We start from the raw sequence: 21,994 nt of genomic DNA, 5'->3' as shown, positions 1-21,994 counted from the left end.
CCCTCTATCACTTGATATAGGAAAGTGATTTGACGCTATGACTCACAGCTCTAAAATAATAAACAAATCGATAAGAGTTTAATTTGTTTTACATCAATCTTTCATCAGGTTTTTATTTAAGGAGTCGCGGATATGAAGCTTTCTGTTGTTCGGCCGGAAGAATCAGGCAATATGAAACCTGAGGCGCCTTCAGTACAAAGTGGCTGGAAACACTGGTTGTGGATGGCTTATCTCTGGGCTGGCAGCGTACTGGCACTGACCTTGATCGCCAGTCTGATCCGGATTTTCATGATGGCGGCCGGTATGAAAATGCATTGATACTGCATTGGGTTATTTAAGTATGTCTGTTGCAATCAGAATACCGATACTGTTTTAAGCATAAGGATATTATCGGTATTCGGGTTTTCAATACGGATTCATTGTGTTTCTGTTAAATGAATTCACTTTTAATTGAATTCAATTGTTTATTACGAATTTCATGTTTCTTTTTTTATGTCAGATGAAAAAAGAAAAAGGAGGGGCCATGACTGCTCCTGATTTAATACAGACACTGGATAACACTATACCTGTGTCGCAATTTGAAGATAGCTGGCACCGTAAGTTTTATTACCTGCGTTTGTCTGTGACGGATGTGTGTAATTTTCGCTGTACCTATTGCCTGCCAAATGGTTACCGGCCGCATGGCGGAAACAATAAAAGCTTTCTGAACCTGGATGAAATCCGGCGTGTGACCCGCGCTTTTGCGCTGGCGGGGACAGAGAAAGTCCGTTTAACCGGCGGAGAGCCTTCGTTACGCCGTGACTTTGTCGACATTATTGCCGCCGTCCGGGAAAACCCGACCATTCGCCAGTTGGCAATGACCACCAACGGTTACCGGATGGCAAGGGATGTTGCAGCCTGGCGCGAAGCCGGACTGACGGCAATAAATGTCAGCATCGACAGTCTTGATGCCAGGCAGTTTCACGCGATCACCGGCCAGGACAAGTTTCATCAGGTGATGGCGGGAATTGATGCGGCTTTTGAGGCTGGCTTTGAAAAGGTCAAAGTGAATACCGTGCTCATGCGTGACATTAATCATCACAGCCTGAGCACTTTTCTCGACTGGATTCGTCACCGTCCGCTGCAACTGCGGTTTATCGAACTGATGGAAACCGGCGACGGCAGAGACATCTTCCAGCGGCATCACGTGTCCGGCCAGGTGATCCGTAACCAACTGACTGATATGGGCTGGCAACTGCAGACCAGAGGCCGGAGCGATGGCCCGGCACAGGTTTTTTCACATCCGGACTATGTCGGCGAGATTGGTCTTATCATGCCGTACGACACCCATTTCTGTGCCAACTGCAATCGTCTGCGGGTGTCATCGGCCGGCAAATTACACTTGTGTTTATTTGGCGAAGACGGTGTGCCGTTGCGCGATTTGCTGGCTTCCGATGAACAATTACCGGAACTGCAGACCAGAATAGCTGCAAGTCTGGGCCAGAAAAAGCAAACGCATTTTCTGCATCAGGGACAGACAGGCATCACCCAGAATTTGTCTTATATCGGCGGCTGACAGGAGCAATTTCATGACGGAGTCGAATAACAGACCCGCCCTTACGCACATCAATGGTTGTGGCGAAGCCCATATGGTTGATGTATCAGAAAAAAATGACACAGTGCGCGAAGCGAGTGCAGAGGCGGTAGTTGTAATGCATCCGGATACCCTGAGCATGATCATCGACGGCAGGCACCATAAAGGCGATGTCTTCGCGACGGCCCGGATTGCCGGTATTCAGGCGGCTAAATGCACCTGGCAGCTGATCCCGCTTTGTCATCCGCTGATGCTCAGTAAAGTGACGGTGGATATCAGAGCGGACAGGCCAAACAGCCGGGTACGGATTACCAGCCTGTGCCGGCTGAGCGGTAAAACCGGCGTTGAAATGGAAGCGCTGACGGCGGTCTCTGTGGCCGCGCTGACTATGTATGACATGTGTAAAGCGGTGCAGAAAGACATGTCGATTGAACGGGTTCGCCTGCTGAGCAAAAGCGGCGGTAAGTCGGGTGATTATCAGGTGGCTGAACATGATTAAAGTATTGTTTTTTGCTCAGGTCCGGGAACTGACCGGTTGCGATGTATTGCAGCTGGAGGGCCACTACGACAGTGTTGAACAACTCAGGGCAGAGCTGTCGCAGAGAGGTGAGCGCTGGTCGCTGGCACTGGAGCCCGGCAAATTGCTGGCGGCGGTCAATCAGACTATGGTGCCGCTGACCTTTCCATTAAAAGCCGGCGATGAAGTGGCCTTATTCCCGCCGGTCACCGGGGGATAAGATGAATAGCAGAATAGTTGTTGGTCCAAAGCCGTTTGACACCCAGGCTGAATATAACTGGCTGGCCGGTGATGATCAGGACGGGGCTGTGGTCACTTTTCACGGCAAAGTCCGTCATTACAATCTGGGTGACGATGTCAGCAAGCTGGCGCTGGAACATTATCCGGGTATGACTGAAAAAGCCCTGCGGGATATTATTGAACAGGCTCGCCAGCGTTGGACATTAAACCGTGTGACCATCATTCACCGGGTCGGTGAACTGGGCGCTGGTGAAGACATCGTCATGGTCGGTGTCAGCAGCGCCCACCGCAACAACGCCTTCGCCGCCGCTGAGTTTATGATGGATATTCTGAAAACCCAGGCCCCGTTCTGGAAGCGCGAATCCACCCCGGATGGGGAGCGCTGGCTGGACGCACGCGACAGCGATCACCAGGCAGTAAAACGCTGGATGCCCTGAATTCGCTTTCTCTCACTTTTGCAGGAAAATACGCACTACGTTTTCCCGGCGCCTTACTTGCACTGTCTGGCGCCGGTTTTTTATGTCTGTACCCGTTTACTTTGTGGTTTGGTGGTTCTGCATGTCGCGCTTGTGTTTGGTGTTTCTCTCAGTATGGTTTGATGTGCGCCAGACACTCTTTGTCGAGCCGAAGAGTGTCCGGAAAGCCCTTTTTGTGTTTTGGCGTGATCCGGGGCGGTTGCAGGCGCTCCCGGCGCCGACAACCTGAAAATTCGTCCATGAATTTTTCCCTCGGGGAGTGGGTTTCTTTGGTGTTTTTGGGTGTTGTGGCTGCGGATTTTGGTACGGCTGAGGTATGTCGCGCTTGAATCAGGTGGTTTTCTTGGCATGGTGTGATGCGCGCCAGACACTCTTTGTAGTGCCAAAGAGTGCCCAGAAAGCCCTTTTTGTTCTTTGGTGTGGTCCGGGTCGGTTGTAGGCGCTCCCGGCGCCGACAACCTAAAAATTCGTCCTGAATTTTTCCCTGGGGGAGTGGGTTTCTTTGGCGTTTTTGGGTGTTGTGGCTGGGGATTCTGGTACGGCTGAGGTATGTCGCGCTTGAGTTCGGTGGTTCTTTCGGCATGGTGTGACGCGCGCCAGACACTCTTTGTAGTGCCAAAGAGTGCCCAGAAAGCCCTTTTTGTTCTTTGGCGTGGTCCGGGGCGGTTGTAGGCGCTCCCGGCGCCGACAACCTAAAAATTCGTCCATGTATTTTTCCCTTGGGGAGTGGGTTTCTTTGGCGTTTTTGGGGTGTTGAGGGTAAGTGCTTCAAGTAAGATATGAAGGTATGTCGCGCTTGAGTTTAGTATTTCTTTTGGCATGGTATGCTGCGCGCCAGACACTCTTTGTCGGGCCAAAGAGTGCCCAGCAGAAAGCCCTTTTGTTCTTTGGTGTGGTCCGGGGCGGTTGTAGGCGCTCCCGGCGCCGACAACCTAAAAATTCGTCCTGAATTTTTCCCTGGGTTGGTACTTACCAGCATATGTGCTAACGCTAATAGCAAGTGTAATTTGGGGTTTGGAGGGTATGTCGCGCATTGGGGTACTTACGTTCTAATGCATTTGGCAGAGATGGGCCTATCCCTTGTTGGTTTTCATCCTGTTGAATCTTAATAGCTTTTTTAATATATGTAGTGAGCTTTTCTGCGCATCTATGGCTGAGGATGGTTTGTCTATCTTTATGTCCTTTACCGTCTCTAACAGTCAGCGAAGCTCTATCAATATCAATGTCTTGGACGCGTAACCGGAGACATTCTGAAACTCTCAGTCCACTACCATAGAGCATCTCAATGATTAGCCTGTCTCGGCCATGAAGTTGATTTAATATCGATGAGATCTCCAATGGAGATAACACTGTCGGTAAATGTCGCTGTTTAGTGGCATAGCAAAAACCTAAATCCCCAAGCTCATGGTGCAAATGCTTCTGATACAGATAGGCTAATGCGTTCAGTGCAATTTTTTGTGTGTTGATAGCCACATTTCGTCGATTGGCAAGAAAGGTTAAAAATTGTGCAATTTCTTTCGTTCCCATTGTTTCAGGGTGACGTTTGTCGTGAAAGTTAATGAATGCCTTGATCCAATACAGATAGGTTTTTTCCGTTCTAATACTGTAACCACGCATACGCATTTCTTCTTGAAGACCGCTTAGAAATGGGCTTTTTACACTCATGATAACCCCCACCTTAAGATGCTGTTTTTTTATACAGTATTATTTAAGATTGCCGGATATCAAGGAAAATAGTGAAAAATTTTTGCGCGTTTTCCAGATGGTGTATTTGGTAGAAAGCTGATAAGTTCTTAACATACAGATAGTTAACTGTGCGCGTTTTCACTGGTCTAACGAGCAAAACGCGCATGCGCGCTAATAAAATGTTAACTACCTTAAATTGAACTACACAAGGAACTCTTATGAATAGTGATCAAGACTTAGCTCATAGAATAAAAATTAAGTTTGGTACTGCACCAAATGATCCAACCCCTCATCAACTAGAGCGAATAAAGCAAGATATACAAGCTCTCGTAGCAAAGGGTATTACCCCTTCAGAACAAGACTGGGCAGATATTGTTCGAAAGCATTGCCCTGGTGCTGGCACTTACCTTTACAAAGGTGCAGATACTTCTGATCTTATTACCCTAATGCAATTAGCAACAAAGAAGTAGGATAACTGATATGAGCATAACAAATTTAAAAAGAGAACTAGAAGCAGCACTTCTGATTACTGATTGGTCTCCAACTGAAGATGAACTTCGTGAAATTGGCAACCGAATTAAAAAATTAGGTCGCTCAGCCTCAAAGACTGATATTGAAAAGATAGTTTATGATGTAGTTGGTTCATATGAATGCATGGCATTGGAAGGTGTTGACAATACTGACCTGACTACTTTGCTTCTTTTAGCAACGAAAACGACAAAATAAATTATGACTAATGAGCAGGCAGTCATTCACGCTGAGGCTGAAATCGAAAAGCTTAAACAAGCCTACATGGCGCACCTAAATCCGATCGTAATTAAAATCCATGAAAAGGCAGAAGAACCGTCTCTTCAGGATTTATTAGAATGCCAAAAATTAGGTGCGAGCTATTTTAATTATATTGAAAACTTTGTTGGAAATAGTGGGCTATTAGGGGCCCATGCAAATGGGAAATGGATTACAGGCTTCGCAGAGACATGCCACAGCGTCTTAAAAGCGTTTGTAGTTCATGTTAATTTTCTTCGTAGCTACTCTGAGATTCTTGTCGGTGCTCTAGAACACCCCGGCGACTCTACATACGCAAATATGCAGAGAATGACGAAAGAATATCTTCAAAAGGAACAGTGGCAGAAACTAAAAAGCCTGTTTAATGAGAACAACCTACCAACGAAAGGGTTTGAATACTCTGGAGCAAATGACTTGAAAGAAACACCTAAATGGCAGCTTATAGCTGGCCTTATTGTCGGAGTACTGTTCGCTTTAATAATAATCCTTCTTGCGGTATTTATTCCTAGCCCTACAACAACGCAGTTCTTTATTTTTCGAGGAGTATTTGCAATTTCATTGGCTGCTATCGCAGCTATCATTCCTGGACTATTAACGGTGGAATCTAGATTTCAAAAGTTTTCTATAAGGGCAACAGGTGCCATAGCTGTGTTTGTAATTGTGTGGATGCTGAATCCTCCTGCACTAATCGGCAGTTAACAAAGTGCTGCACACGGATAAATTACTCGCTACGCTCCTAATTTACCGGTGAGCACGGCGTTATGTGCTGATGAATATTCAGGGATAGTAGAACAATGAACGATCTAAGAAGGGTCTGCTTCTTTTGCAATAAAGAAATTGAAGAGAAAAAGACGTTAGAACATATCATTCCAAACAGCCTTCTTGGGAGGCTCAGAATTAAAGAAGAGACTATTACTGGACGTAAGGAAAGTCAATATAGTCGGATAAAGGTTCCTGCACACTCGAGCTGCAATAGCGAATTTGGCAGTGAGTATGAAAACAAAGTGCTTGAGCTCCTTGATGATCTTGACGCTCTCTATGAGGCTATAAAATCAGAAGAGCCAGGAATCCTTATGATGTATGGGCCAGGTCAATCGGTATCCGAAATAATTACTACATGGTTATCTAAAATATATTACGGGCTCTTCTACTATGATTTGATTTCAACTCAAGATGAGGAATGGAGGGATATCTGTTCATTCGTTGTTTCGGGGAAAAACTTCGAGTATGTTCGAACGTCGTATAAAAATGGCCATGGTTTTCAATTGCCATCGAGCCTATATGTTTTCAAAACAAGCAATACTAATACAGACCTCGTAACTCTAGTTGACCCAAGTAGTATTTTGCTCAAGATAGGCTCATTAACACTTATTTTGTGCATTTGTGATGGATACCTCACAAAAAACTATTTAAACGGAGAGACGCTGGAACGGTTAAGGAAATGGGTAAGGCAAGAAGATGAAAGAGATACTAGATTTCCCTCACATAAACTTGCCCTCGGTGAGATAGTTGCGCTTCGAAGCTGCATTCCTAAAACACCAAAATTTATTTCAAGTGAAAATCAAATTATAAATATGAGCTTATCTACGATGGTGGCCAATCCTGATGAGTACTACAGGATTGATGAACAAGCGATAAGTGATGCGAGAGTTGAGATTCTTCGTGAATTTAACATTGAACTTGGTTCGTAAAGCACATAACAAATATGTCAAGAAGGACGTTTTCCCGTCGCTCGCTTTGTGCTTAAATAGCACAAAACGAGCGACGAAAAAATGCCTCTTACATAGGCGTTATGCATTCTTATCCGTGCTGGGGGGAAACTGTGAATGAACAAAAAGAATCAACGTTCTGATGATATACAGAACGACGCTCCGACGTCTCCCAAAGCATTGCTTGAATCTATTACTGCCAGCGCGCTTGTATCCTTGGGGAAATTTGCATATGACGCATCCAAAGATACATACGTAGCCTTAAAGCCAGACAAACCACTAGTTGTGACTATAGAGGACAGTGTAACGAGCGATTCTAATCATAGGGTTATGGCTACCATCGCAAACTTTGGTGCGCACTCTGTGTACCTTGAGTCATTTGAAATTCGTGACCCGGACGGAACAAATTTTCGCATACAGATCGTGAAACGTGACCAAGAAACCATGGATATTTCGCAACTTGGGCAAGGGCGTTCTACCCAAGAAGATGTTGAAGACCGTCCCATGGCTTTCAAGCCTATTCGTCTACTGGCGAATGAATTTGCTCGTATCCGAATAGATATCAATCTACTTTCACGAGACCGTCTTGAGAAAAAGCCATTTGTTACTCTTCGTTGCAATTATACCGTTTTGGGTGTCGCTTCTAAGCCGAAACAACATGATTTCGGCATTGCAATTCGAGAATGTGACTAAATCGATATGCATAACAAAGCCAAGCAGCATCGCGCACTACGTGCGCTGAACCTCGCTACGCTCGGCCGCTGTTGGTGGCGTTAACTCATAGAAATATTAATCTGAAACTGACGAGTTAGCATTAGAGTATTCCACTCCCACAGGGAAAAATTCAGGACGAATTTTCAGGTTGTCGGCGCCGGGAGCGCCTACAACCGGCCCGGATAACACCAGCGAAATCAAAGGCTTTTCTGGGCACTCTTTGAGCCAGCAAAGAGTGTCTGGCGCGCATCAGTTCATGCCAAGTAAAACACCGGACTTAAGCGCGACATACAATCAAACTCAGCTGAAATATACACCGAATCCAAGCGCGACATACCTCAGACTCAGATATATCTTCGCTCCCAAACTTACCTCCAGCCCATTTACCCAATCAACCTAAAATGTCCCACCACTATACAACCTCGGCGCACTGCGGTGCGGCACATGGATTAAATTCAGGTTATTGTGCCGCGCCCAGCGCACTGTCATGGCGGTGGGCGCGGACAGGGTCACCAGAGTACTGATCTTGGCCCGGACCGCTTTTTGAATCAGTTCCAGGCTGCAGCGGCTGGTCATCACGGCGAAGCCGGACTGCGGGTCGATGCGGGCTGTGGCCATGGCGCCGATCAGCTTGTCCAGCGCGTTGTGGCGGCCGATATCTTCCCGGCACAGCTGAATATTCCCCCCGGCATCGACATACAGCGCGGCGTGCAGGGCGCCGCTGCTGCGGGCCACTTCCTGTGCCTCGGTGATACGTTCTCGCAGGTTGTGCAGCAGGCTGGCTTGCGGGGGCGGAACCGGCGTCAGCGGGGTTAAGGGCGGCAGTGCCTGTTCGATGGCTTCCACACCACAAATGCCACAGCCGCTGGTGCCTGCCAGCTGGCGGCGGTGATTTTTCAGTGACCAGAAAGCGCGGTTTGAAATCTTGACTTCGGCATGGTGGGCATCGCAGCCGGCGGTGAGGGTGATGTCGTAGATTTCGCTCACCGAGCGAACAATATCGTTACTCAGGCTGAAGCCTTTGACGAAATCTTCAATATTGCCCGGTGTCACCATCATCACGGCCTGACTGATACCGTTGTAACTGATAGACAGTGCAGTTTCACTGGCTAACACGGCACTGTGTGCGATTGGGTTGTCAGGCGCAATGTCATCGTGCAGCTCAACATAACGGAATGTATCAGGCGCAGGCGGTGCCGCATTCACATCTGCGATTACAGATTGTTTGTTATCAATTTCATTCATCTTATTGCCTGACGTCGGTTTAAACCCTGATACAGACAGGCTACTCAACAGCCCGGCGGAAGTCCAATGGCTTGTTTTGATGGACTGATAAGGCCTGTCTATTGCCTGTTATTGTTTGTCTCTGGCTGATTTGAAAATCTCTCTGGCTTCGGAAAAACATTTATCCGCCAGCGCAGAGCGCGGTTCGCTGCGGCGCATGACCAGTCCGAGCGGAGAGTGAATCACCGCATCTGTGATGGGGATTATCTTCAGGTGTTCGTTCATTTCTTCGATACCGCTTCTCAGGGGCATGATGGCGCAGCAGATCCCGGCGTTGACCGATTGAATGAGCTGAAAGGTGGAATCGCTCTCTAAAATGGTGTGCGGATCGATGTCGTGACTGCGAAAACTCAGGTCGATCGACTGGCGGTAATGCATGCCTTTGGTCAGCAGTCCCAGCGGTAGTTTGCCGAGGGCTTCCCAGCTCAGTTCAGAGGCTGCAAAGGTAAAATGCCGGACATCATGCAGCAAGCCCATGCGGGTGGCAGTCAGCCGGATGACGTCAAAAAACTGGGTATCAATCTGATCCAGGTAACAGAAGCCGAGGTCGAGCTGATTGCGGTTCAGGCTGTCGACAATTTGCTCTGAGGTCATGGAGCTGAGCTGGAAATGCAATTCAGGATAACGCTGCGACAGCGGCTCCAGCAGTTGCATCGGGTTCAGGCTGGCAAGGGGCACCATGCCCAGGCGCAGACTGCCGACCAGTTGCCCGCGACAGCTCGCGGCTTCTGCCTGTAAGCCGTCATGCGCTGCCAGCAGGGTTCGGGCCCAGGCCAGAATTCGTTCGCCTTCTTCGGTAAAACCTTCAAAGCGTTGTCCGCGGGTGATCAGCACCAGATCCAGCTCGTCTTCCAGATTGCGGATCCGCATTGAAAGCGTGGGCTGAGTGATATGGCACAGCGCTGCTGCCTGACCGAAATGCTTGGTTTGATCCAGCGCGATCAGGTACTTAAGTTGTTTGATATCCATGAAATACCCTTAGGGTAGTGTTATTTGGGAAAATGCGTGTGTCTGAAATAAAAAACGGTATCTATTAATAATGGTGTAAATCGAGTAATTGTTGTGGGGTATTGATGTTTTGCAGCCGGGGATCGTTCAGCGCGCAGTCTACTGCCACGACATCATGGCGGGTCAGGATCGCCATCAGGCTGCGCTCGCCCGACTGCCAGGCCAGTTGCAATACGGGGAGCAGATGTTTGGGGATCAGGCTGAACATGGGCTGCCACTGATTGCCCTGCCGAACCATGACGGGCCGCGGTGTATCGGCCGAGGCGGCATCCAGCAACTGACGGACGAGGGATTGGTCTATCAGGGGCGCATCGCAGGGAAACAGCAGCAGCCAGTCGTGTTTTGCTGCAGTCAGTCCTTTCAGAATGCCAGTTAATGGGCCGGGAAAGCCGCTGACATCGTCGGTCAGTATATGGTCACAGTAAGTGGCGTACTGTTCGGTATTGCGGTTGCAGGAGATCAGCAGGTCATCTGTCAGCGGTCTGACAACGTCAAACAGGCTGGCAATTAACGGCCTGCCGCGAAAGGAAACCAGTCCTTTGTCTTTGCCTCCCATTCGGGAACCCTGCCCGCCGGCAAGAAGGAGTACGGAAAAGCAAGGCGGAGTGAGTTTCATGGTGATAACAGCCTGGTAAAATATGCCCTTAAAAAATATAACGTTTCTGCGTGTCAGTCCAATAAAGCAGACTGATGAATTGATAGACAGGGTTTATCAGGCGGGCTGCCGTCGTGAATGACTGGCAGCCCGTTTTACTGAGGTGTCACGAGAGGCTCATTTTCAGTGTAGTACGAATTCCCGTGGCGCCAATGGCGGCGGTAAAGCTGTGTAGCCCAGCGAATCTAACAGGTCGCGTTCAATGGTGCGGACCATGGCATCGGTGGGCAGGTCGTTTTCGTCGCGGCCAAACGGGTCTTCCAGCTCGTCGCCTATGGCATCCAGCCCGAAGAAGGTATAGCTGACGATGGTGGTAAACAAGGGGGCCAGCCATCCCAAAGGTTCCGCCATCGCAAACGGCAGCAACAGGCAGAAAATATAAATGGTGCGGTGCAGCAGCAGGGTATACGGAAACGGCAATGGGGTGCCTTTAATGCGTTCGCAAACGCCCTGGGCGTCAGACAGTCCGTGCAGGCTTTTTTCCAGCGTGACATAGCGCCATTCGCTGATGCTGCGATTATCTGCTAATGCAGAACATTGCTGGCTGATGTGCCTGAGTATGCCATCGCTGATATTGCTGCCCAAGAGGCCGGGAATGGCCGGCAGCCATTTCCCGGCAGCTTGTAATTCGTTTTCGCCGCGCAGGCGGGCATTTAACGCATGAGCATAACCGCAAAGCGCTCTGAGTATGGCTTCACGCTGTACGTTGTCCTGAATGGCCACGCTGGCGCGTGCGAACGAGCGTATTTCAATAATCACTTTCCCCCAGGCCTGACGCCCTTCCCACCATCGGCCGTAACAGGCGCTGTTACGAAAACTCATAAAGATGGAGAGTGAAATACCCAGCAGCGTAAACGGGGTGGCATTGACGCGGGAAAAAGACGCCGGATACAGCACCTCTATCAGTACAATGAGTGACGCCAGAGCGGTCACCATCAAACTGCGCAGGGCAATACGTTTTGCAATGGACCCTTTTAATGAAAAGAGAATCACGGCCAGGGTGGGTTTGGGGTGGACTATCATGGTGTACCTGTCAGTGTCGGAAAATGTGAACCCTATGGGTTCTGAAATAGATTCCCACGCAGGCGGGAATTCAAATATCTGTCGAAGTAATGTGATAATATTTTTTGTCGTAATAAAATCGTATGTATTGTTTTATTTATTGCCAAATTGATTTTCTCGATAAAGTCATAGATGACATTGATAACGCAGATATTAATGTATCTGAATAATAGGCTTTTCATTTTAAAATAACAGGATGCTGAAATCGTTTCTGGTATTTTTCTTTGCTGATAGATTCCGCTTATCACTCCTTCAATAATATCAATTAGACGCCGCACCGCTATCGCCATAATCTTTGATTAAGATCATTTTAATTGCAGTCCCTAGAACAGACTTCGCATTAATTGCATCTCAAACGCAATGAACAAATGCCAGTTTCAGGCAGTGATGGATTATTCCGGCGAACACTGAAAGGTTGTCGCGCAGGTGTCGGTGCTGTTGGCATGTCTTTTCGTTGTTATTCCTATCTGAGGAGTACTTTCATGAGCCACAAGGAAAATATCAGAGATTATCAGGGCCCGGCAGCAGGCTGGGGGGCCTTAAAAAGTGTCACCAAAAGCTGGCTTGGCAGCGAGAATGCATTCCGTAATCTCAGAGCCATGCTGAAAACCAATCAGAACGGTGGTTTCGATTGTCCGGGATGCGCCTGGGGAGAATCACCCGAAGACGGTTTGGTGAAGTTTTGTGAAAACGGCGCCAAAGCGGTGAACTGGGAAGCGACCGGCCGTCTGGTGGATCCCAGTTTCTTCGCCCGATACAGTGTCTCTGAGCTGCTGAAACAGAGCGATTACTGGCTGGAATATCAGGGCCGCTTGTCTCATCCGATGCGCTACAACGCGGAAAGTGATCATTATGAGGCAATCAGCTGGGATGATGCATTCGCCCTGATCGCAACACACTTAAACCGTCTTGATTCACCGGATCAGGCCGAGTTCTATACCTCTGGCCGTGCCAGCAACGAAGCGGCTTATCTCTATCAGCTGTTTGTGCGTGCTTTCGGCACCAATAACTTTCCGGATTGTTCGAACATGTGTCATGAGGCCAGCGGGATCGGCATGATGGACACCATAGGGGTCGGCAAAGGCACTGTGGTGTTCGAGGATCTGGAGCTGGCGGACGCTATTTTTGTGATAGGCCAGAATCCGGGTACCAACCATCCCCGTATGCTGGAGCCGCTGCGTGAAGCGGTGAAACGTGGCGCACAGGTGGTCTGCTTTAACCCTCTGAAAGAACGCGGACTGGAACGCTTTCAGCACCCGCAGCACCCGTTTGAAATGCTTAGTAATGGCTCGGAACCGACCAACACCGCCTACTTTCGTCCAGCATTAGGCGGCGATATGGCAGCGATGCGTGGTATTGCTAAGTTTTTGCTGAACTGGGAGCGTGAGGCGCTGGAGAAAGGTGAGCCGGCTGTCTTTGACCATGACTTCATCAACAGTCACACCACCGGGCTGGAGCAGTATCTGGCTGAAGTGGACGCAACCAGCTGGACGCACATTGTTGAACAGTCGGGCCTGAGCCTGGCTGATATCGAAATGGCGGCCCGTATGTACCGCCGCGCCGAGAGGGTGGTGATGTGCTGGGCGATGGGGCTGACCCAGCACAGGCATTCGGTGCCGACGATTCAGGAAGTGGTTAATCTGCAGCTGCTCAGAGGCAATGTGGGAAAACCCGGAGCCGGTCTGTCTCCGGTGCGCGGGCACAGTAACGTGCAGGGCGACCGTACTATGGGGATCGATGAGCAGCCGCATGATGCGTTTCTTGATGCCTTGGAAGATCGTTTCAAATTCAGGGTGCCGCGCATGCAGGGGCACAATGCAGTGCAGGCGATTCAGGCGATGGAAGCGCAGCGCTCGAAAGTCTTTATCGGGCTAGGTGGCAACTTTGCGCAGGCTACCCCGGACACGGTGCGAACCCATGCCGCCCTGAGAAACTGCGATCTGACGGTGCAGATTTCGACCAAACTCAATCGCGGCCATCTGGTGACAGGCCGGGATGCGCTGATCCTGCCTTGTCTGGGACGCACTGAAATCGACATCCAGGCTGAAGGCCCGCAAGGGGTAACGGTCGAAGATACTTTCAGCATGGTGCACATCTCCTACGGTCAGTTAAAACCCCGCTCTGCTCAGTTGCGCTCTGAACCCGCGATTATTGCAGGCATAGCGAAAGCCACCCTGGGTGATCATCCGATTGACTGGGACTGGACCGTGGCCGATTACCGCCGTATCCGCGATCTGATTGCCGATACCATTCCGGGTTTCGAAAACTTTAACGAGAAACTGAACCATCCGGGGGGATTCTATCTTGGTAACACTGCGGCGAAACGGCAGTGGAATACGCCGAGTGGCAAAGCGCAGTTCGCGCCCTGTGCTCTGCCGGAACAGCTGGTTAATGCAACCGTGCTGGCGCGTGGTGATAAGCCGGATCTGATATTGCAGACCATGCGTTCCCACGATCAGTACAACACCACATTGTACGGCCTGGACGACCGATACCGTGGGGTATTTGGCATCCGTGAGGTGGTGTTTGCCAATGAAGATGATATCCGCCGTCTCGGGTTTGAACCGGGCGAGAAAGTGGATCTGGTTTCCTTGTGGGAAGACGGTAAAACGCGCCGGGTGTCTGGTTTTGTGCTGGTGGCGTATGACATGCCGTCCGGCCAGGTGGCGGCGTATTACCCGGAAACCAACCCGCTGGTGCCACTGGAAAGCTACGGCGATCGCACCTTCACTCCAACGTCGAAATTTATCGCGATAAAGCTGGAAAAAGCACAGAACGGCAACCGGATTCCGGCGTCAGCCGTCTGAGTCTGAGCGGTTAAATTCTCTTTTATATGCCTGCGGCAGCCGGACATGGCTGCCGTTATCAGACAAGCAGTCAGTCTATAAGGATAGCAATATGTTTCATTTTGAAGCATTGGACCTGGCGCGGATCCAGTTCGCGTTTACGGTCTCCTTTCACATTATTTTTCCGGCAATTACCATTGGGCTGGCCAGTTATCTGGCAGTGCTTGAATGGCGATGGCTGAAAACCGGTAATCAGGTTTATAAAAATCTCTACCACTTCTGGTCGAAAATTTTTGCGGTTAACTTTGGGATGGGCGTGGTGTCAGGGCTGGTGATGTCCTACGAATTCGGCACTAACTGGGCCCGTTTCTCCGACTTTGCCGGCAGTGTGACCGGGCCGTTACTGACCTACGAGGTGCTGACCGCCTTTTTTCTCGAAGCGGGATTTCTGGGCGTGATGCTGTTTGGCTGGGAACGGGTCAGCCGCCGTATGCACTTCTTCGCCACTGTGATGGTGGCCGTCGGTACGCTGATTTCGACCTTCTGGATTCTGTCTTCCAATAGCTGGATGCAGACACCGCAAGGCATTGAGATTGTGAATGGACGGGTGGTGCCGGTCGACTGGTTCAGGATAGTGTTTAACCCTTCTTTCCCGTATCGCCTGGTGCATATGGCGCTGGCTGCTTTTCTGTCGACGGCCTTTTTCGTCGCAGCGTCAGCGGCATGGCACCTGCTGCATGGCCGTAATACCGCGGAAATCAGAAAAATGCTGTCGATGGCCATGTGGATGATCCTGCTGGTAGCGCCGATTCAGGCGTTTGTGGGTGATGCCCATGGCCTGAATACGCTGCAACACCAGCCGGCCAAAATTGCTGCCATTGAGGGTCACTGGGAGAACGAACCGGGTGAAGCAACGCCGCTGATTCTGTTCGGTATTCCGGATATGGAAGCAGAAGAAACCCGTTACAAGGTTGAGATTCCCTACCTGGGGAGTCTGATCCTGACACACAGTCTGGATCAGCAGATCCCGGCGCTGAAAAGCTTTCCGAAAGCAGACAGACCCAATGCCACGGTCGTGTTCTGGAGTTTCCGTGTGATGGCTGGCCTGGGCATGCTGATGCTGTTGTCCGGACTGGCGGCACTCTACCTGCGCCGTAAGGGCCGTTTGTATCAGAGTAAAATGTTCCTGCGCTTTATGCTGATGATGGGGCCGTCCGGTCTGATTGCGCTGCTGGCTGGCTGGTTTACGACCGAAATGGGCCGCCAGCCCTGGGTGGTGTACGGCATGATGCGAACCAGTGAGGTGGTGTCTAATCATAATGTGGTGCAGATGAGCATCTCACTGGCGATTTTTGTGGTGGTGTATTTCTCCGTCTTTACCGTCGGTATCGGCTACATGATGCGCCTGGTCAGTAAAGGCCCGAAAGGCTTGTACGGACTTCAGAACGACCAGGGGGATCAGACCCTGAAACCCCAAACAGTCACAGAGTAAGGAGACAGCATGATGGAGATACAAGGTATTGATTTGTCGATCATCTGGAGCATCATCATTGCGTTTGGCATCATGATGTATGTGATTTTAGATGGTTTCGACTTAGGATTGGGGATCTTGTTTCCGTTTATCTCAGACGCACAGGAGCGTGATGTCATGATGAACACGGTTGCGCCGGTCTGGGATGGTAATGAAACCTGGATTGTTTTTGGCGCGGCTGCCATGTATGGCGCTTTCCCGCTGGCATATTCGCTGATTTTTGAAGCGCTCTATCTGCCGCTGATTTTTGTGCTGGCCGGCTTGATTTTAAGGGGCGTCGCATTTGAATTCCGCTTTAAGGCGACGGCAGAGAAACGTCATATCTGGGATAAAGCTTTTATCGGCGGCTCTGTGCTGGCGACCTTTTTCCAGGGCGTGGCGCTCGGCACTTATGTGTCCGGTATTCCTGTGGTTGACCGCCAGTTTGCGGGCGGCGCCTTTGACTGGTTGGCACCTTTCCCGTTGTTCTGCGGTATTGGTCTGCTGCTGACATATGCGCTGTTAGGCAGCACCTGGCTGCTGATAAAAACCGAAGGCATGCTGGAGTCCAGAATGCGCCACTACAGCCGTCCACTGGCATACCTGCTGGCGTGGGTGATTGTCATTACATGTGGCTGGACGGCTTATCTGCAACAGGACATTGCACAGCGCTGGCTGCACGGTTCACACTGGATGCTGACCTGTGCTGTCGTGGTGCTGGCGGTAATTGCCTTGTATGGCTTACAAAGAAGCCTTCGCCTGCGTCATTCCCATAAACCTTTTGTGGCCACACTCGGACTGGTTTTTCTGGGCTACGCCGGGCTGGTGATCAGTATCTGGCCGAATATTGTACCGCCGTCGGTTGATTTATGGCAGGCGGCGTCACCCACCACCAGTCAGTTGTTTGCACTGATAGGGACTTTGTTTATTTTGCCTGTGATCCTGATGTACACCCTGTGGGGGTACCATGTGTTCCGGGGAAAAGTTCAGGTTGGGGACGCCTATCATTAATGATTGGCTATGATTAATGGATGATTTCCGCTAAATCAACCTTTCACCGGGCTCTCAGTAACAGAGCCCGGCGAATTATTGTATAAGGCATTTTGGTTAATCAGATAAATATTGCTGTTTGTATTTAGACGCTTTGGCAAAAAAGGGCAGGGTACTGCCAATTAAAATAATCACCCCAGCCAGTTCAATGGTTTCATATTCAATCAGTATAAAAGCAGAGATTAAAAAGATCAGAGTGAGAGATGCAATGAGAAATAAATGAAAGTAAGGGTGTCTTTTCGAAAATTTCGCATATCCTACAATCATCATAAGCCTCTTCTATCGTTTTAATCACAGAAAATGCATGCGTCAAAGCATTAACCCTATGGTCAGCTTGAGGTTTTTAAATTTTATTCTCTGAGTATATGACAGCTTCATCTGAATTTCTGACTTTCTGCCCAACGGTAAAGCAGGCAGGAAATGCTGTCGGTATTTGCCTGCTGGTATTGCAACTGATTTGCAATTGTAACGTTTGCAGGAGAATGCCTGAGAAAGTGTCTGAAAAGAGAAGGCCTTTATCAGAGTATGATGCTAAGCCTTTGAAGATATAATATATCCCCCTCCCAGGATCGGGAGGGGGTAGGCAGGGGTTATTTCAGATCAAACCGATCGGCGTTCATGACTTTCGTCCAGGCGCTGACGAAGTCGTTAACGAACTTCTCTTTGCCATCGCTGCCGCCATACACTTCCGAAATGGCACGCAGTTGCGAGTTGGCACCAAAGACCAGATCGACACGGGTTGCGGTCCATTTCACCTGACCTGTTTTCCGGTCACGCCCTTCGAATTCATCGGCGGCGTCTGAGGTCGGTTGCCATTCGGTGTTCATATCCAGCAGATTGACAAAGAAGTCGTTCGTCAGCACGCCCGGTTTGTCGGTGAATACACCGTGTTTCGAACCACCGAAGTTGGCATTCAGCGCACGCATCCCCCCGAGCAGCACTGTCATTTCCGGTGCCGTCAGGGTGAGCAGCTGGGCTCGGTCCAGCAGCATTTCTTCGGCAGAAACTGTGTATTTGGTTTTCATGTAGTTACGGAAACCATCAGCGACAGGCTCGAGCACATCGAACGATTCTGCATCCGTCTGATCATCGGTGGCGTCGGTACGGCCCGGTGAAAAAGGCACATTCACGCTGAAACCTGCGTCTTTTGCGGCTTTCTCAACAGCTGCCACACCACCAAGAACAATCAGATCAGCCAGTGACACGGCCTTGTTGCCTGATTGTGCTGAGTTGAAGTCTTTTTGAATTCCTTCAAAGGTGCTCAGCACTTTCTTCAGTTGTCCGGGTTGGTTCACTTCCCAGTTATTCTGTGGTGCCAGGCGGATACGCGCGCCATTTGCCCCACCGCGGCAGTCAGAACCACGGAACGTCGCGGCTGACGACCAGGCAGTGTACACCAGCTCGGTCACGCTTAAGCCCGAGTTGAGAATGGTTTGCTTCAGTGCAGCAATATCACTGTCATTGATCAGATCGTGATCGACGGCGGGTACCGGGTCTTGCCAGATCAGATCTTCTGCCGGTACTTCAGGGCCAAGATAGCGTGACTTAGGACCCATATCGCGGTGAGTCAGTTTGAACCAGGCCCGGGCAAAGGCATCGGCAAATTCCTCAGGATTGGCACGGAAGTGTTCTGAAATCTTGCGATATTCAGGATCTTCACGCATCGACATATCCGCTGTTGTCATCATGATGTTGACGCGTTGTGAAGCATCTTCCGGATCGGGTGCCTGGTTTTTATCAGTGACGTTTTTCACTTTCCATTGGTTGGCACCGGCCGGGCTTTTTGTCAGTTCCCACTCATTACCCAGCAGCATCTCGAAATAGGTGTTGTCCCATTTGGTCGGGGTCGGTGTCCAGGCACCTTCCAGACCACTGGTAATGGCATCACGACCTTTACCTTTTCCGTGAGCATTTTTCCAGCCGAGACCCATCTGCTCAATGGGTGCGGCTTCCGGATCAGGGCCAACCAGCGCCGCATCACCGGCACCATGGCATTTACCAAAGGTGTGTCCACCGGCCGTCAGTGCAACGGTTTCATAATCGTTCATCGCCATACGGGCGAAGGTTTCGCGGACATCACGGCCGGATCCCAGCGGGTCAGGGTTGCCGTCCGGTCCTTCCGGGTTCACGTAAATCAGGCCCATTTGCACCGCGGCCAGCGGGTTTTCTAAATCACGTTCGCCGCTATAACGTTTGTTATCCAGCCAGACGTCTTCAGCGCCCCAGTAGATATCTTCTTCCGGCTCCCAGATATCAGCCCGTCCGCCACCAAAGCCAAAGGTTTTGAACCCCATGGATTCAAGGGCAACGTTGCCGGTAAGAATAAAGAGATCTGCCCAGGAGAGTTTATTGCCGTATTTTTGTTTGACCGGCCACAGCAAGCGGCGGGCTTTATCCAGGTTGCCGTTATCCGGCCAGCTGTTCAATGGCGCGAAGCGCTGATTACCGGTTGATGCACCGCCACGGCCGTCGCCGGTACGGTAGGTGCCTGCTGCGTGCCAGGCCATACGTATCATAAGCGGGCCATAGTGACCGTAGTCTGCCGGCCACCAGTCCTGCGAGTCGGTCAGCACGTTCTCAATATCTTGCTTAACGGCTTTCAGGTCGAGTTTTTTGAATTCTTCTGCGTAGTTGAAGTCTTCATCCAGAGGGTTTGACTTTTTATCGTTCTGATGGAGGATTTTAAGGTTTAACTGATTCGGCCACCAATCTTCATTCCTTGTCCCCGCGCCGCGAAGGTTGGTATTGCTGCCATGCATTACTGGGCATCCACCCGTAGTGGTACCTTTGCCGTTGCTCATACATTGCTCCTTGAGAATTAGTGTAGGGTGTGGTGTATCTCAGTTACACACTTGAATATAGACCGACTGGCAATCGGATAAAGACGTTTTTATCAATGACAACAATCGGTTTTTTCAATAGTTGTAAGGAACCGAAGTTCGCTCTCTGTAAGGGAAAAGGGTAAATAGCGTCTGTGACAAGACAGCGACACCAAGATGTTATGCCAATGAGGTGGTTTTAATTTGAGTGAGATCAGTAAAGGTGTATTGATTGCTACCCCAAGGGTAACTATAGGTGAAACAGCGGCAGAAAACGGTATCAGGAAGTTATTTGACCGGGGTAACAAGAGATTGCACCGCATGGCTTCACGTGAACAACAATCCGATGGCAGACACCACCGGATTGCAACTGTTGAAAAATCAGGATTTTTTCAGTTTTTTCTTCAGTTTTTTAAGTTTACCTTCGTGCTTGGCGACTTTCGCTTTACGCACTTTGATTTCTTTTTGCAGTTTTTTTGCTTTTTTAGACACTTTTGCCATTTTCATTCTCCGGTTGGTTCAACGTTTGAGGAAAAATGGCTGACATGAAAGGAACAGCTTTCACCTAACCTATCAACCTGGCCGATCTGGCCACATGCATGTGCAGGCTGCTGGTCACTGAGGTTGTGAGTTTTCTTTCACAAACTGACGGATAAACCGACGCACTTCACGTGCGGCGCTGGTATCCATTTCTTCGCATAAAACAACAAATGCGTCACGTTCTTCACCATTAATTCTGATGATTAACTGGCTGTCTTTCTTCATTGCTTTTGATTTCTTGCGACTGACCATACCGGCTCACTATGACACACACATATACAATGTATATACATTCGATAGCGTTTTGGCAAGTCAGTGATCTGAAATCTGCGTGGAGACGCGAATCAGGCCTGCAGAGTGTTTATTGAACATCATGGCGCGTTTTCAGCCTGGTTTTTTTCATTGTCTGCCGGTAATCCCTTCAGCCTTGTTTACGTAACTGCCTCGTTTACGTAAGTAAATGTAAATGTGCCACTTTCACGGGAGATTTTTCTGCAGATCAGCGTCTAAAGTGCTTATCAGGAAGCAATAAGGATAATGTTATGTCAGTTCTGGATAATGCTCAGCGCTATGGTGTGATAAGTCGGTTTTTACATTGGGGGGTGGCACTGCTACTGCTTTGGCAGTTTTTGTCGGCAGCAACGCACGCATTGCTTGAAGATTCGTGGCTGGATGAACTGATGTGGGCAACGCATAAGCCACTGGGTTTTCTGCTGCTGATGATCATTGCGTTACGCCTTGTGTGGGCGGTGCTGAATGTGTCGCGCCGTCCGGCCTCAATCAGCCGTATCGCTGCTCTGGGCCATAAAGCCTTATATGCACTGATGCTAGTCATTCCTGCGCTGGCACTGATTCGACAGTATGGCTCTGGCCGTGCTTTTTCACCTTTCGGGATTCCGTTAATGGACGGGTTTGACAGTGCAAAAATTGAATGGATGGTTGGACTGGGTAACCTGCTGCACGGAGAGCTGGCCTGACTGCTGCTGGCCTTTACTCTTGGCCACATTGTGATGACGTTCTGGCATCGAATCCGCAAAAACCATGAGGATGTACTGGCGCGCATGTGGCGTTAACGGGCTCTTTATGAAATCAGTTGCTTTGATATACAATCATCGCGATACCAATCGCTATCGGAGAAGATGATGTCAGCACCTATTTTGGAACACACAGAGCAGCTCGGCGCTATTAATCAGAAAGTCGTCGCAGATGGGGAAAATCTGCCTGCGGTGACACTCAAAGATGGCAGCAAAGTACAGACGGGAACCGTCGCGACCATGCTGCATAACATTGAGCTTTATAATGCGGGTCAGCGGGGAATGATCGAGAAAGAGCTGGAGCTGGCAATCCCTACGTTGATAAAAGTCGGATTGTTTGATCTCTTTAGTTCTGATGAGTGGGTTGCCGGAGCAAACCCGGGCCGCCGCTTTGTCGGTTTAAAAGCCAAGCAATACCTGGCCGGAATGGCGGAAAAGTAACGATTTGACAGTGGAGTAAAGAAAAGACAAAGCAAGCACTATGCCCGGCAGCATTGCCCCTTGCTAAACTTAAGTTAAGAACAGGCAATGATTCCGGGCGGTTC

24 protein-coding genes are annotated in these 21,994 nt (G+C 49.7%); 16 read left to right on the top strand and 8 right to left on the bottom strand.

Annotated elements, in window-relative coordinates; all coding sequences use genetic code 11:
• Positions 1-132 precede the first annotated feature (132 nt).
• From H511_RS23300 to moaE, 5 genes are all read left to right on the top strand, one after another.
• A complete protein-coding gene (locus H511_RS23300) occupies positions 133-318 on the top strand; it encodes a DUF2474 domain-containing protein (RefSeq protein WP_036759499.1) in 186 nt (61 codons plus the stop codon).
• 205 nt (positions 319-523) lie between these two features.
• Positions 524-1,555, top strand: coding sequence for a GTP 3',8-cyclase MoaA (gene moaA, locus H511_RS0112225; protein ID WP_211225204.1), 1,032 nt, complete (start codon positions 524-526; stop codon positions 1,553-1,555).
• A gap of 13 nt (positions 1,556-1,568) precedes the next feature.
• Positions 1,569-2,072, top strand: coding sequence for a cyclic pyranopterin monophosphate synthase MoaC (gene moaC / locus H511_RS0112220; RefSeq protein ID WP_027252549.1), 504 nt, complete (start codon positions 1,569-1,571; stop codon positions 2,070-2,072).
• Positions 2,065-2,310 (top strand): molybdopterin synthase sulfur carrier subunit, encoded by a 246-nt coding sequence (gene moaD, locus H511_RS0112215; RefSeq protein ID WP_027252548.1) that lies wholly within the window; start codon positions 2,065-2,067, stop codon positions 2,308-2,310. Before moaC ends, moaD begins: the two co-directional genes overlap by 8 nt.
• A 1-nt stretch (position 2,311) precedes the next feature.
• The gene (moaE, locus tag H511_RS0112210; RefSeq protein WP_027252547.1) at positions 2,312-2,767 is read left to right on the top strand and encodes a molybdopterin synthase catalytic subunit MoaE; all 456 of its coding nucleotides are present in this window, start codon (positions 2,312-2,314) and stop codon (positions 2,765-2,767) included.
• Positions 2,768-3,796: 1,029 nt separating this feature from the next.
• Here moaE and H511_RS23295 read toward each other — a convergent pair.
• Positions 3,797-4,471, bottom strand: coding sequence for a phage integrase N-terminal SAM-like domain-containing protein (locus H511_RS23295; protein ID WP_211225203.1), 675 nt, complete (start codon positions 4,469-4,471; stop codon positions 3,797-3,799).
• A gap of 239 nt (positions 4,472-4,710) precedes the next feature.
• Here H511_RS23295 and H511_RS0112200 point away from each other — a divergent pair, with 239 nt between their 5' ends.
• From H511_RS0112200 to H511_RS0112180, 5 genes are all read left to right on the top strand, one after another.
• Positions 4,711-4,962 carry a hypothetical protein gene (locus H511_RS0112200; RefSeq protein ID WP_027252546.1) on the top strand — a complete coding sequence of 84 codons (252 nt, stop codon included), beginning with the start codon at positions 4,711-4,713 and terminating at the stop codon, positions 4,960-4,962.
• 10 nt (positions 4,963-4,972) lie between these two features.
• Positions 4,973-5,218: a hypothetical protein gene (locus tag H511_RS0112195; RefSeq protein ID WP_027252545.1), complete on the top strand. Its 246-nt coding sequence runs from the start codon at positions 4,973-4,975 to the stop codon at positions 5,216-5,218.
• Positions 5,219-5,221: 3 nt separating this feature from the next.
• Positions 5,222-5,977, top strand: a complete 756-nt coding sequence (locus tag H511_RS0112190) for a hypothetical protein (RefSeq protein ID WP_027252544.1) — start codon at positions 5,222-5,224, stop codon at positions 5,975-5,977.
• A 95-nt stretch (positions 5,978-6,072) separates the two neighbouring features.
• Entirely contained in the window at positions 6,073-6,969 is an 897-nt protein-coding gene (locus H511_RS0112185; protein WP_027252543.1) for a hypothetical protein, read from the top strand.
• A gap of 135 nt (positions 6,970-7,104) precedes the next feature.
• Positions 7,105-7,680: a hypothetical protein gene (locus H511_RS0112180; RefSeq protein ID WP_027252542.1), complete on the top strand. Its 576-nt coding sequence runs from the start codon at positions 7,105-7,107 to the stop codon at positions 7,678-7,680.
• A gap of 417 nt (positions 7,681-8,097) precedes the next feature.
• On the opposite strand, the gene fdhD is transcribed toward H511_RS0112180, so the two are convergent.
• The 4 genes from fdhD to H511_RS0112160 all read right to left on the bottom strand — a co-directional run bounded on the left by fdhD (position 8,098) and on the right by H511_RS0112160 (position 11,671).
• Positions 8,098-8,946, bottom strand: coding sequence for a formate dehydrogenase accessory sulfurtransferase FdhD (fdhD, locus tag H511_RS0112175; protein ID WP_027252541.1), 849 nt, complete (start codon positions 8,944-8,946; stop codon positions 8,098-8,100).
• A gap of 108 nt (positions 8,947-9,054) precedes the next feature.
• The gene (locus H511_RS0112170) at positions 9,055-9,954 is read right to left on the bottom strand and encodes a LysR family transcriptional regulator (RefSeq protein ID WP_027252540.1); all 900 of its coding nucleotides are present in this window, start codon (positions 9,952-9,954) and stop codon (positions 9,055-9,057) included.
• A 64-nt stretch (positions 9,955-10,018) separates the two neighbouring features.
• Positions 10,019-10,609 (bottom strand): molybdenum cofactor guanylyltransferase MobA, encoded by a 591-nt coding sequence (gene mobA, locus H511_RS0112165; protein ID WP_027252539.1) that lies wholly within the window; start codon positions 10,607-10,609, stop codon positions 10,019-10,021.
• Between the two features lie 162 nt (positions 10,610-10,771).
• On the bottom strand, positions 10,772-11,671 hold the full coding sequence (locus H511_RS0112160; protein ID WP_027252538.1) for a bestrophin family protein: 900 nt from the start codon (positions 11,669-11,671) through the stop codon (positions 10,772-10,774).
• 521 nt (positions 11,672-12,192) lie between these two features.
• Here H511_RS0112160 and H511_RS0112150 point away from each other — a divergent pair.
• The 3 genes from H511_RS0112150 (at position 12,193) to cydB (ending at position 17,017) form a co-directional block, all read left to right on the top strand.
• Positions 12,193-14,517 carry an FdhF/YdeP family oxidoreductase gene (locus tag H511_RS0112150; protein WP_027252536.1) on the top strand — a complete coding sequence of 775 codons (2,325 nt, stop codon included), beginning with the start codon at positions 12,193-12,195 and terminating at the stop codon, positions 14,515-14,517.
• A gap of 91 nt (positions 14,518-14,608) precedes the next feature.
• On the top strand, positions 14,609-15,988 hold the full coding sequence (locus H511_RS23290) for a cytochrome ubiquinol oxidase subunit I (protein WP_081669266.1): 1,380 nt from the start codon (positions 14,609-14,611) through the stop codon (positions 15,986-15,988).
• Between the two features lie 9 nt (positions 15,989-15,997).
• Positions 15,998-17,017: a cytochrome d ubiquinol oxidase subunit II gene (gene cydB / locus H511_RS0112140; protein WP_276324926.1), complete on the top strand. Its 1,020-nt coding sequence runs from the start codon at positions 15,998-16,000 to the stop codon at positions 17,015-17,017.
• A 96-nt stretch (positions 17,018-17,113) separates the two neighbouring features.
• Here cydB and H511_RS0112135 read toward each other — a convergent pair whose 3' ends face one another.
• Positions 17,114-17,326, bottom strand: coding sequence for a hypothetical protein (locus H511_RS0112135; RefSeq protein ID WP_027252534.1), 213 nt, complete (start codon positions 17,324-17,326; stop codon positions 17,114-17,116).
• 320 nt (positions 17,327-17,646) lie between these two features.
• On the bottom strand, positions 17,647-19,857 hold the full coding sequence (gene katG / locus H511_RS0112130) for a catalase/peroxidase HPI (RefSeq protein ID WP_027252533.1): 2,211 nt from the start codon (positions 19,855-19,857) through the stop codon (positions 17,647-17,649).
• Between the two features lie 222 nt (positions 19,858-20,079).
• Between katG and H511_RS24820 the strand changes: the two genes are divergently transcribed.
• A complete protein-coding gene (locus tag H511_RS24820) occupies positions 20,080-20,424 on the top strand; it encodes a hypothetical protein (protein ID WP_162144608.1) in 345 nt (114 codons plus the stop codon).
• Positions 20,425-20,490: 66 nt separating this feature from the next.
• Here the strand turns inward: H511_RS24820 and H511_RS24875 are convergent, their stop codons facing one another.
• A complete protein-coding gene (locus H511_RS24875; RefSeq protein ID WP_169449968.1) occupies positions 20,491-20,667 on the bottom strand; it encodes a hypothetical protein in 177 nt (58 codons plus the stop codon).
• Between the two features lie 290 nt (positions 20,668-20,957).
• Here H511_RS24875 and H511_RS23285 point away from each other — a divergent pair, with 290 nt between their 5' ends.
• Positions 20,958-21,392 carry a cytochrome b gene (locus H511_RS23285; RefSeq protein WP_211225202.1) on the top strand — a complete coding sequence of 145 codons (435 nt, stop codon included), beginning with the start codon at positions 20,958-20,960 and terminating at the stop codon, positions 21,390-21,392.
• A 165-nt stretch (positions 21,393-21,557) separates the two neighbouring features.
• On the top strand, positions 21,558-21,890 hold the full coding sequence (locus tag H511_RS0112110; protein WP_027252532.1) for a DUF7709 family protein: 333 nt from the start codon (positions 21,558-21,560) through the stop codon (positions 21,888-21,890).
• The last annotated feature ends 104 nt before the right edge of the window (positions 21,891-21,994 follow it).

The organism is Photobacterium halotolerans DSM 18316, assembly GCF_000425165.1.
Taxonomy (GTDB): domain Bacteria; phylum Pseudomonadota; class Gammaproteobacteria; order Enterobacterales; family Vibrionaceae; genus Photobacterium; species Photobacterium halotolerans.
This window is presented reverse-complemented; position numbering and strand designations above follow the sequence as displayed.

Bases quoted from the DNA above. Each gene is read 5' to 3' on its own strand.
- H511_RS23300 (WP_036759499.1), top strand. From the start codon at position 133: ATGAAGCTTTCTGTTGTTCGGCCGGAAGAATCAGGCAATATGAAACCT.
- moaA (WP_211225204.1), top strand. From the start codon at position 524: ATGACTGCTCCTGATTTAATACAGACACTGGATAACACTATACCTGTG.
- moaC (WP_027252549.1), top strand. From the start codon at position 1,569: ATGACGGAGTCGAATAACAGACCCGCCCTTACGCACATCAATGGTTGT.
- moaD (WP_027252548.1), top strand. From the start codon at position 2,065: ATGATTAAAGTATTGTTTTTTGCTCAGGTCCGGGAACTGACCGGTTGC.
- moaE (WP_027252547.1), top strand. From the start codon at position 2,312: ATGAATAGCAGAATAGTTGTTGGTCCAAAGCCGTTTGACACCCAGGCT.
- H511_RS23295 (WP_211225203.1), bottom strand. From the start codon at position 4,471: ATGAGTGTAAAAAGCCCATTTCTAAGCGGTCTTCAAGAAGAAATGCGT.
- H511_RS0112200 (WP_027252546.1), top strand. From the start codon at position 4,711: ATGAATAGTGATCAAGACTTAGCTCATAGAATAAAAATTAAGTTTGGT.
- H511_RS0112195 (WP_027252545.1), top strand. From the start codon at position 4,973: ATGAGCATAACAAATTTAAAAAGAGAACTAGAAGCAGCACTTCTGATT.
- H511_RS0112190 (WP_027252544.1), top strand. From the start codon at position 5,222: ATGACTAATGAGCAGGCAGTCATTCACGCTGAGGCTGAAATCGAAAAG.
- H511_RS0112185 (WP_027252543.1), top strand. From the start codon at position 6,073: ATGAACGATCTAAGAAGGGTCTGCTTCTTTTGCAATAAAGAAATTGAA.
- H511_RS0112180 (WP_027252542.1), top strand. From the start codon at position 7,105: ATGAACAAAAAGAATCAACGTTCTGATGATATACAGAACGACGCTCCG.
- fdhD (WP_027252541.1), bottom strand. From the start codon at position 8,946: ATGAATGAAATTGATAACAAACAATCTGTAATCGCAGATGTGAATGCG.
- H511_RS0112170 (WP_027252540.1), bottom strand. From the start codon at position 9,954: ATGGATATCAAACAACTTAAGTACCTGATCGCGCTGGATCAAACCAAG.
- mobA (WP_027252539.1), bottom strand. From the start codon at position 10,609: ATGAAACTCACTCCGCCTTGCTTTTCCGTACTCCTTCTTGCCGGCGGG.
- H511_RS0112160 (WP_027252538.1), bottom strand. From the start codon at position 11,671: ATGATAGTCCACCCCAAACCCACCCTGGCCGTGATTCTCTTTTCATTA.
- H511_RS0112150 (WP_027252536.1), top strand. From the start codon at position 12,193: ATGAGCCACAAGGAAAATATCAGAGATTATCAGGGCCCGGCAGCAGGC.
- H511_RS23290 (WP_081669266.1), top strand. From the start codon at position 14,609: ATGTTTCATTTTGAAGCATTGGACCTGGCGCGGATCCAGTTCGCGTTT.
- cydB (WP_276324926.1), top strand. From the start codon at position 15,998: ATGATGGAGATACAAGGTATTGATTTGTCGATCATCTGGAGCATCATC.
- H511_RS0112135 (WP_027252534.1), bottom strand. From the start codon at position 17,326: ATGATGATTGTAGGATATGCGAAATTTTCGAAAAGACACCCTTACTTT.
- katG (WP_027252533.1), bottom strand. From the start codon at position 19,857: ATGAGCAACGGCAAAGGTACCACTACGGGTGGATGCCCAGTAATGCAT.
- H511_RS24875 (WP_169449968.1), bottom strand. From the start codon at position 20,667: ATGGTCAGTCGCAAGAAATCAAAAGCAATGAAGAAAGACAGCCAGTTA.
- H511_RS23285 (WP_211225202.1), top strand. From the start codon at position 20,958: ATGTCAGTTCTGGATAATGCTCAGCGCTATGGTGTGATAAGTCGGTTT.
- H511_RS0112110 (WP_027252532.1), top strand. From the start codon at position 21,558: ATGTCAGCACCTATTTTGGAACACACAGAGCAGCTCGGCGCTATTAAT.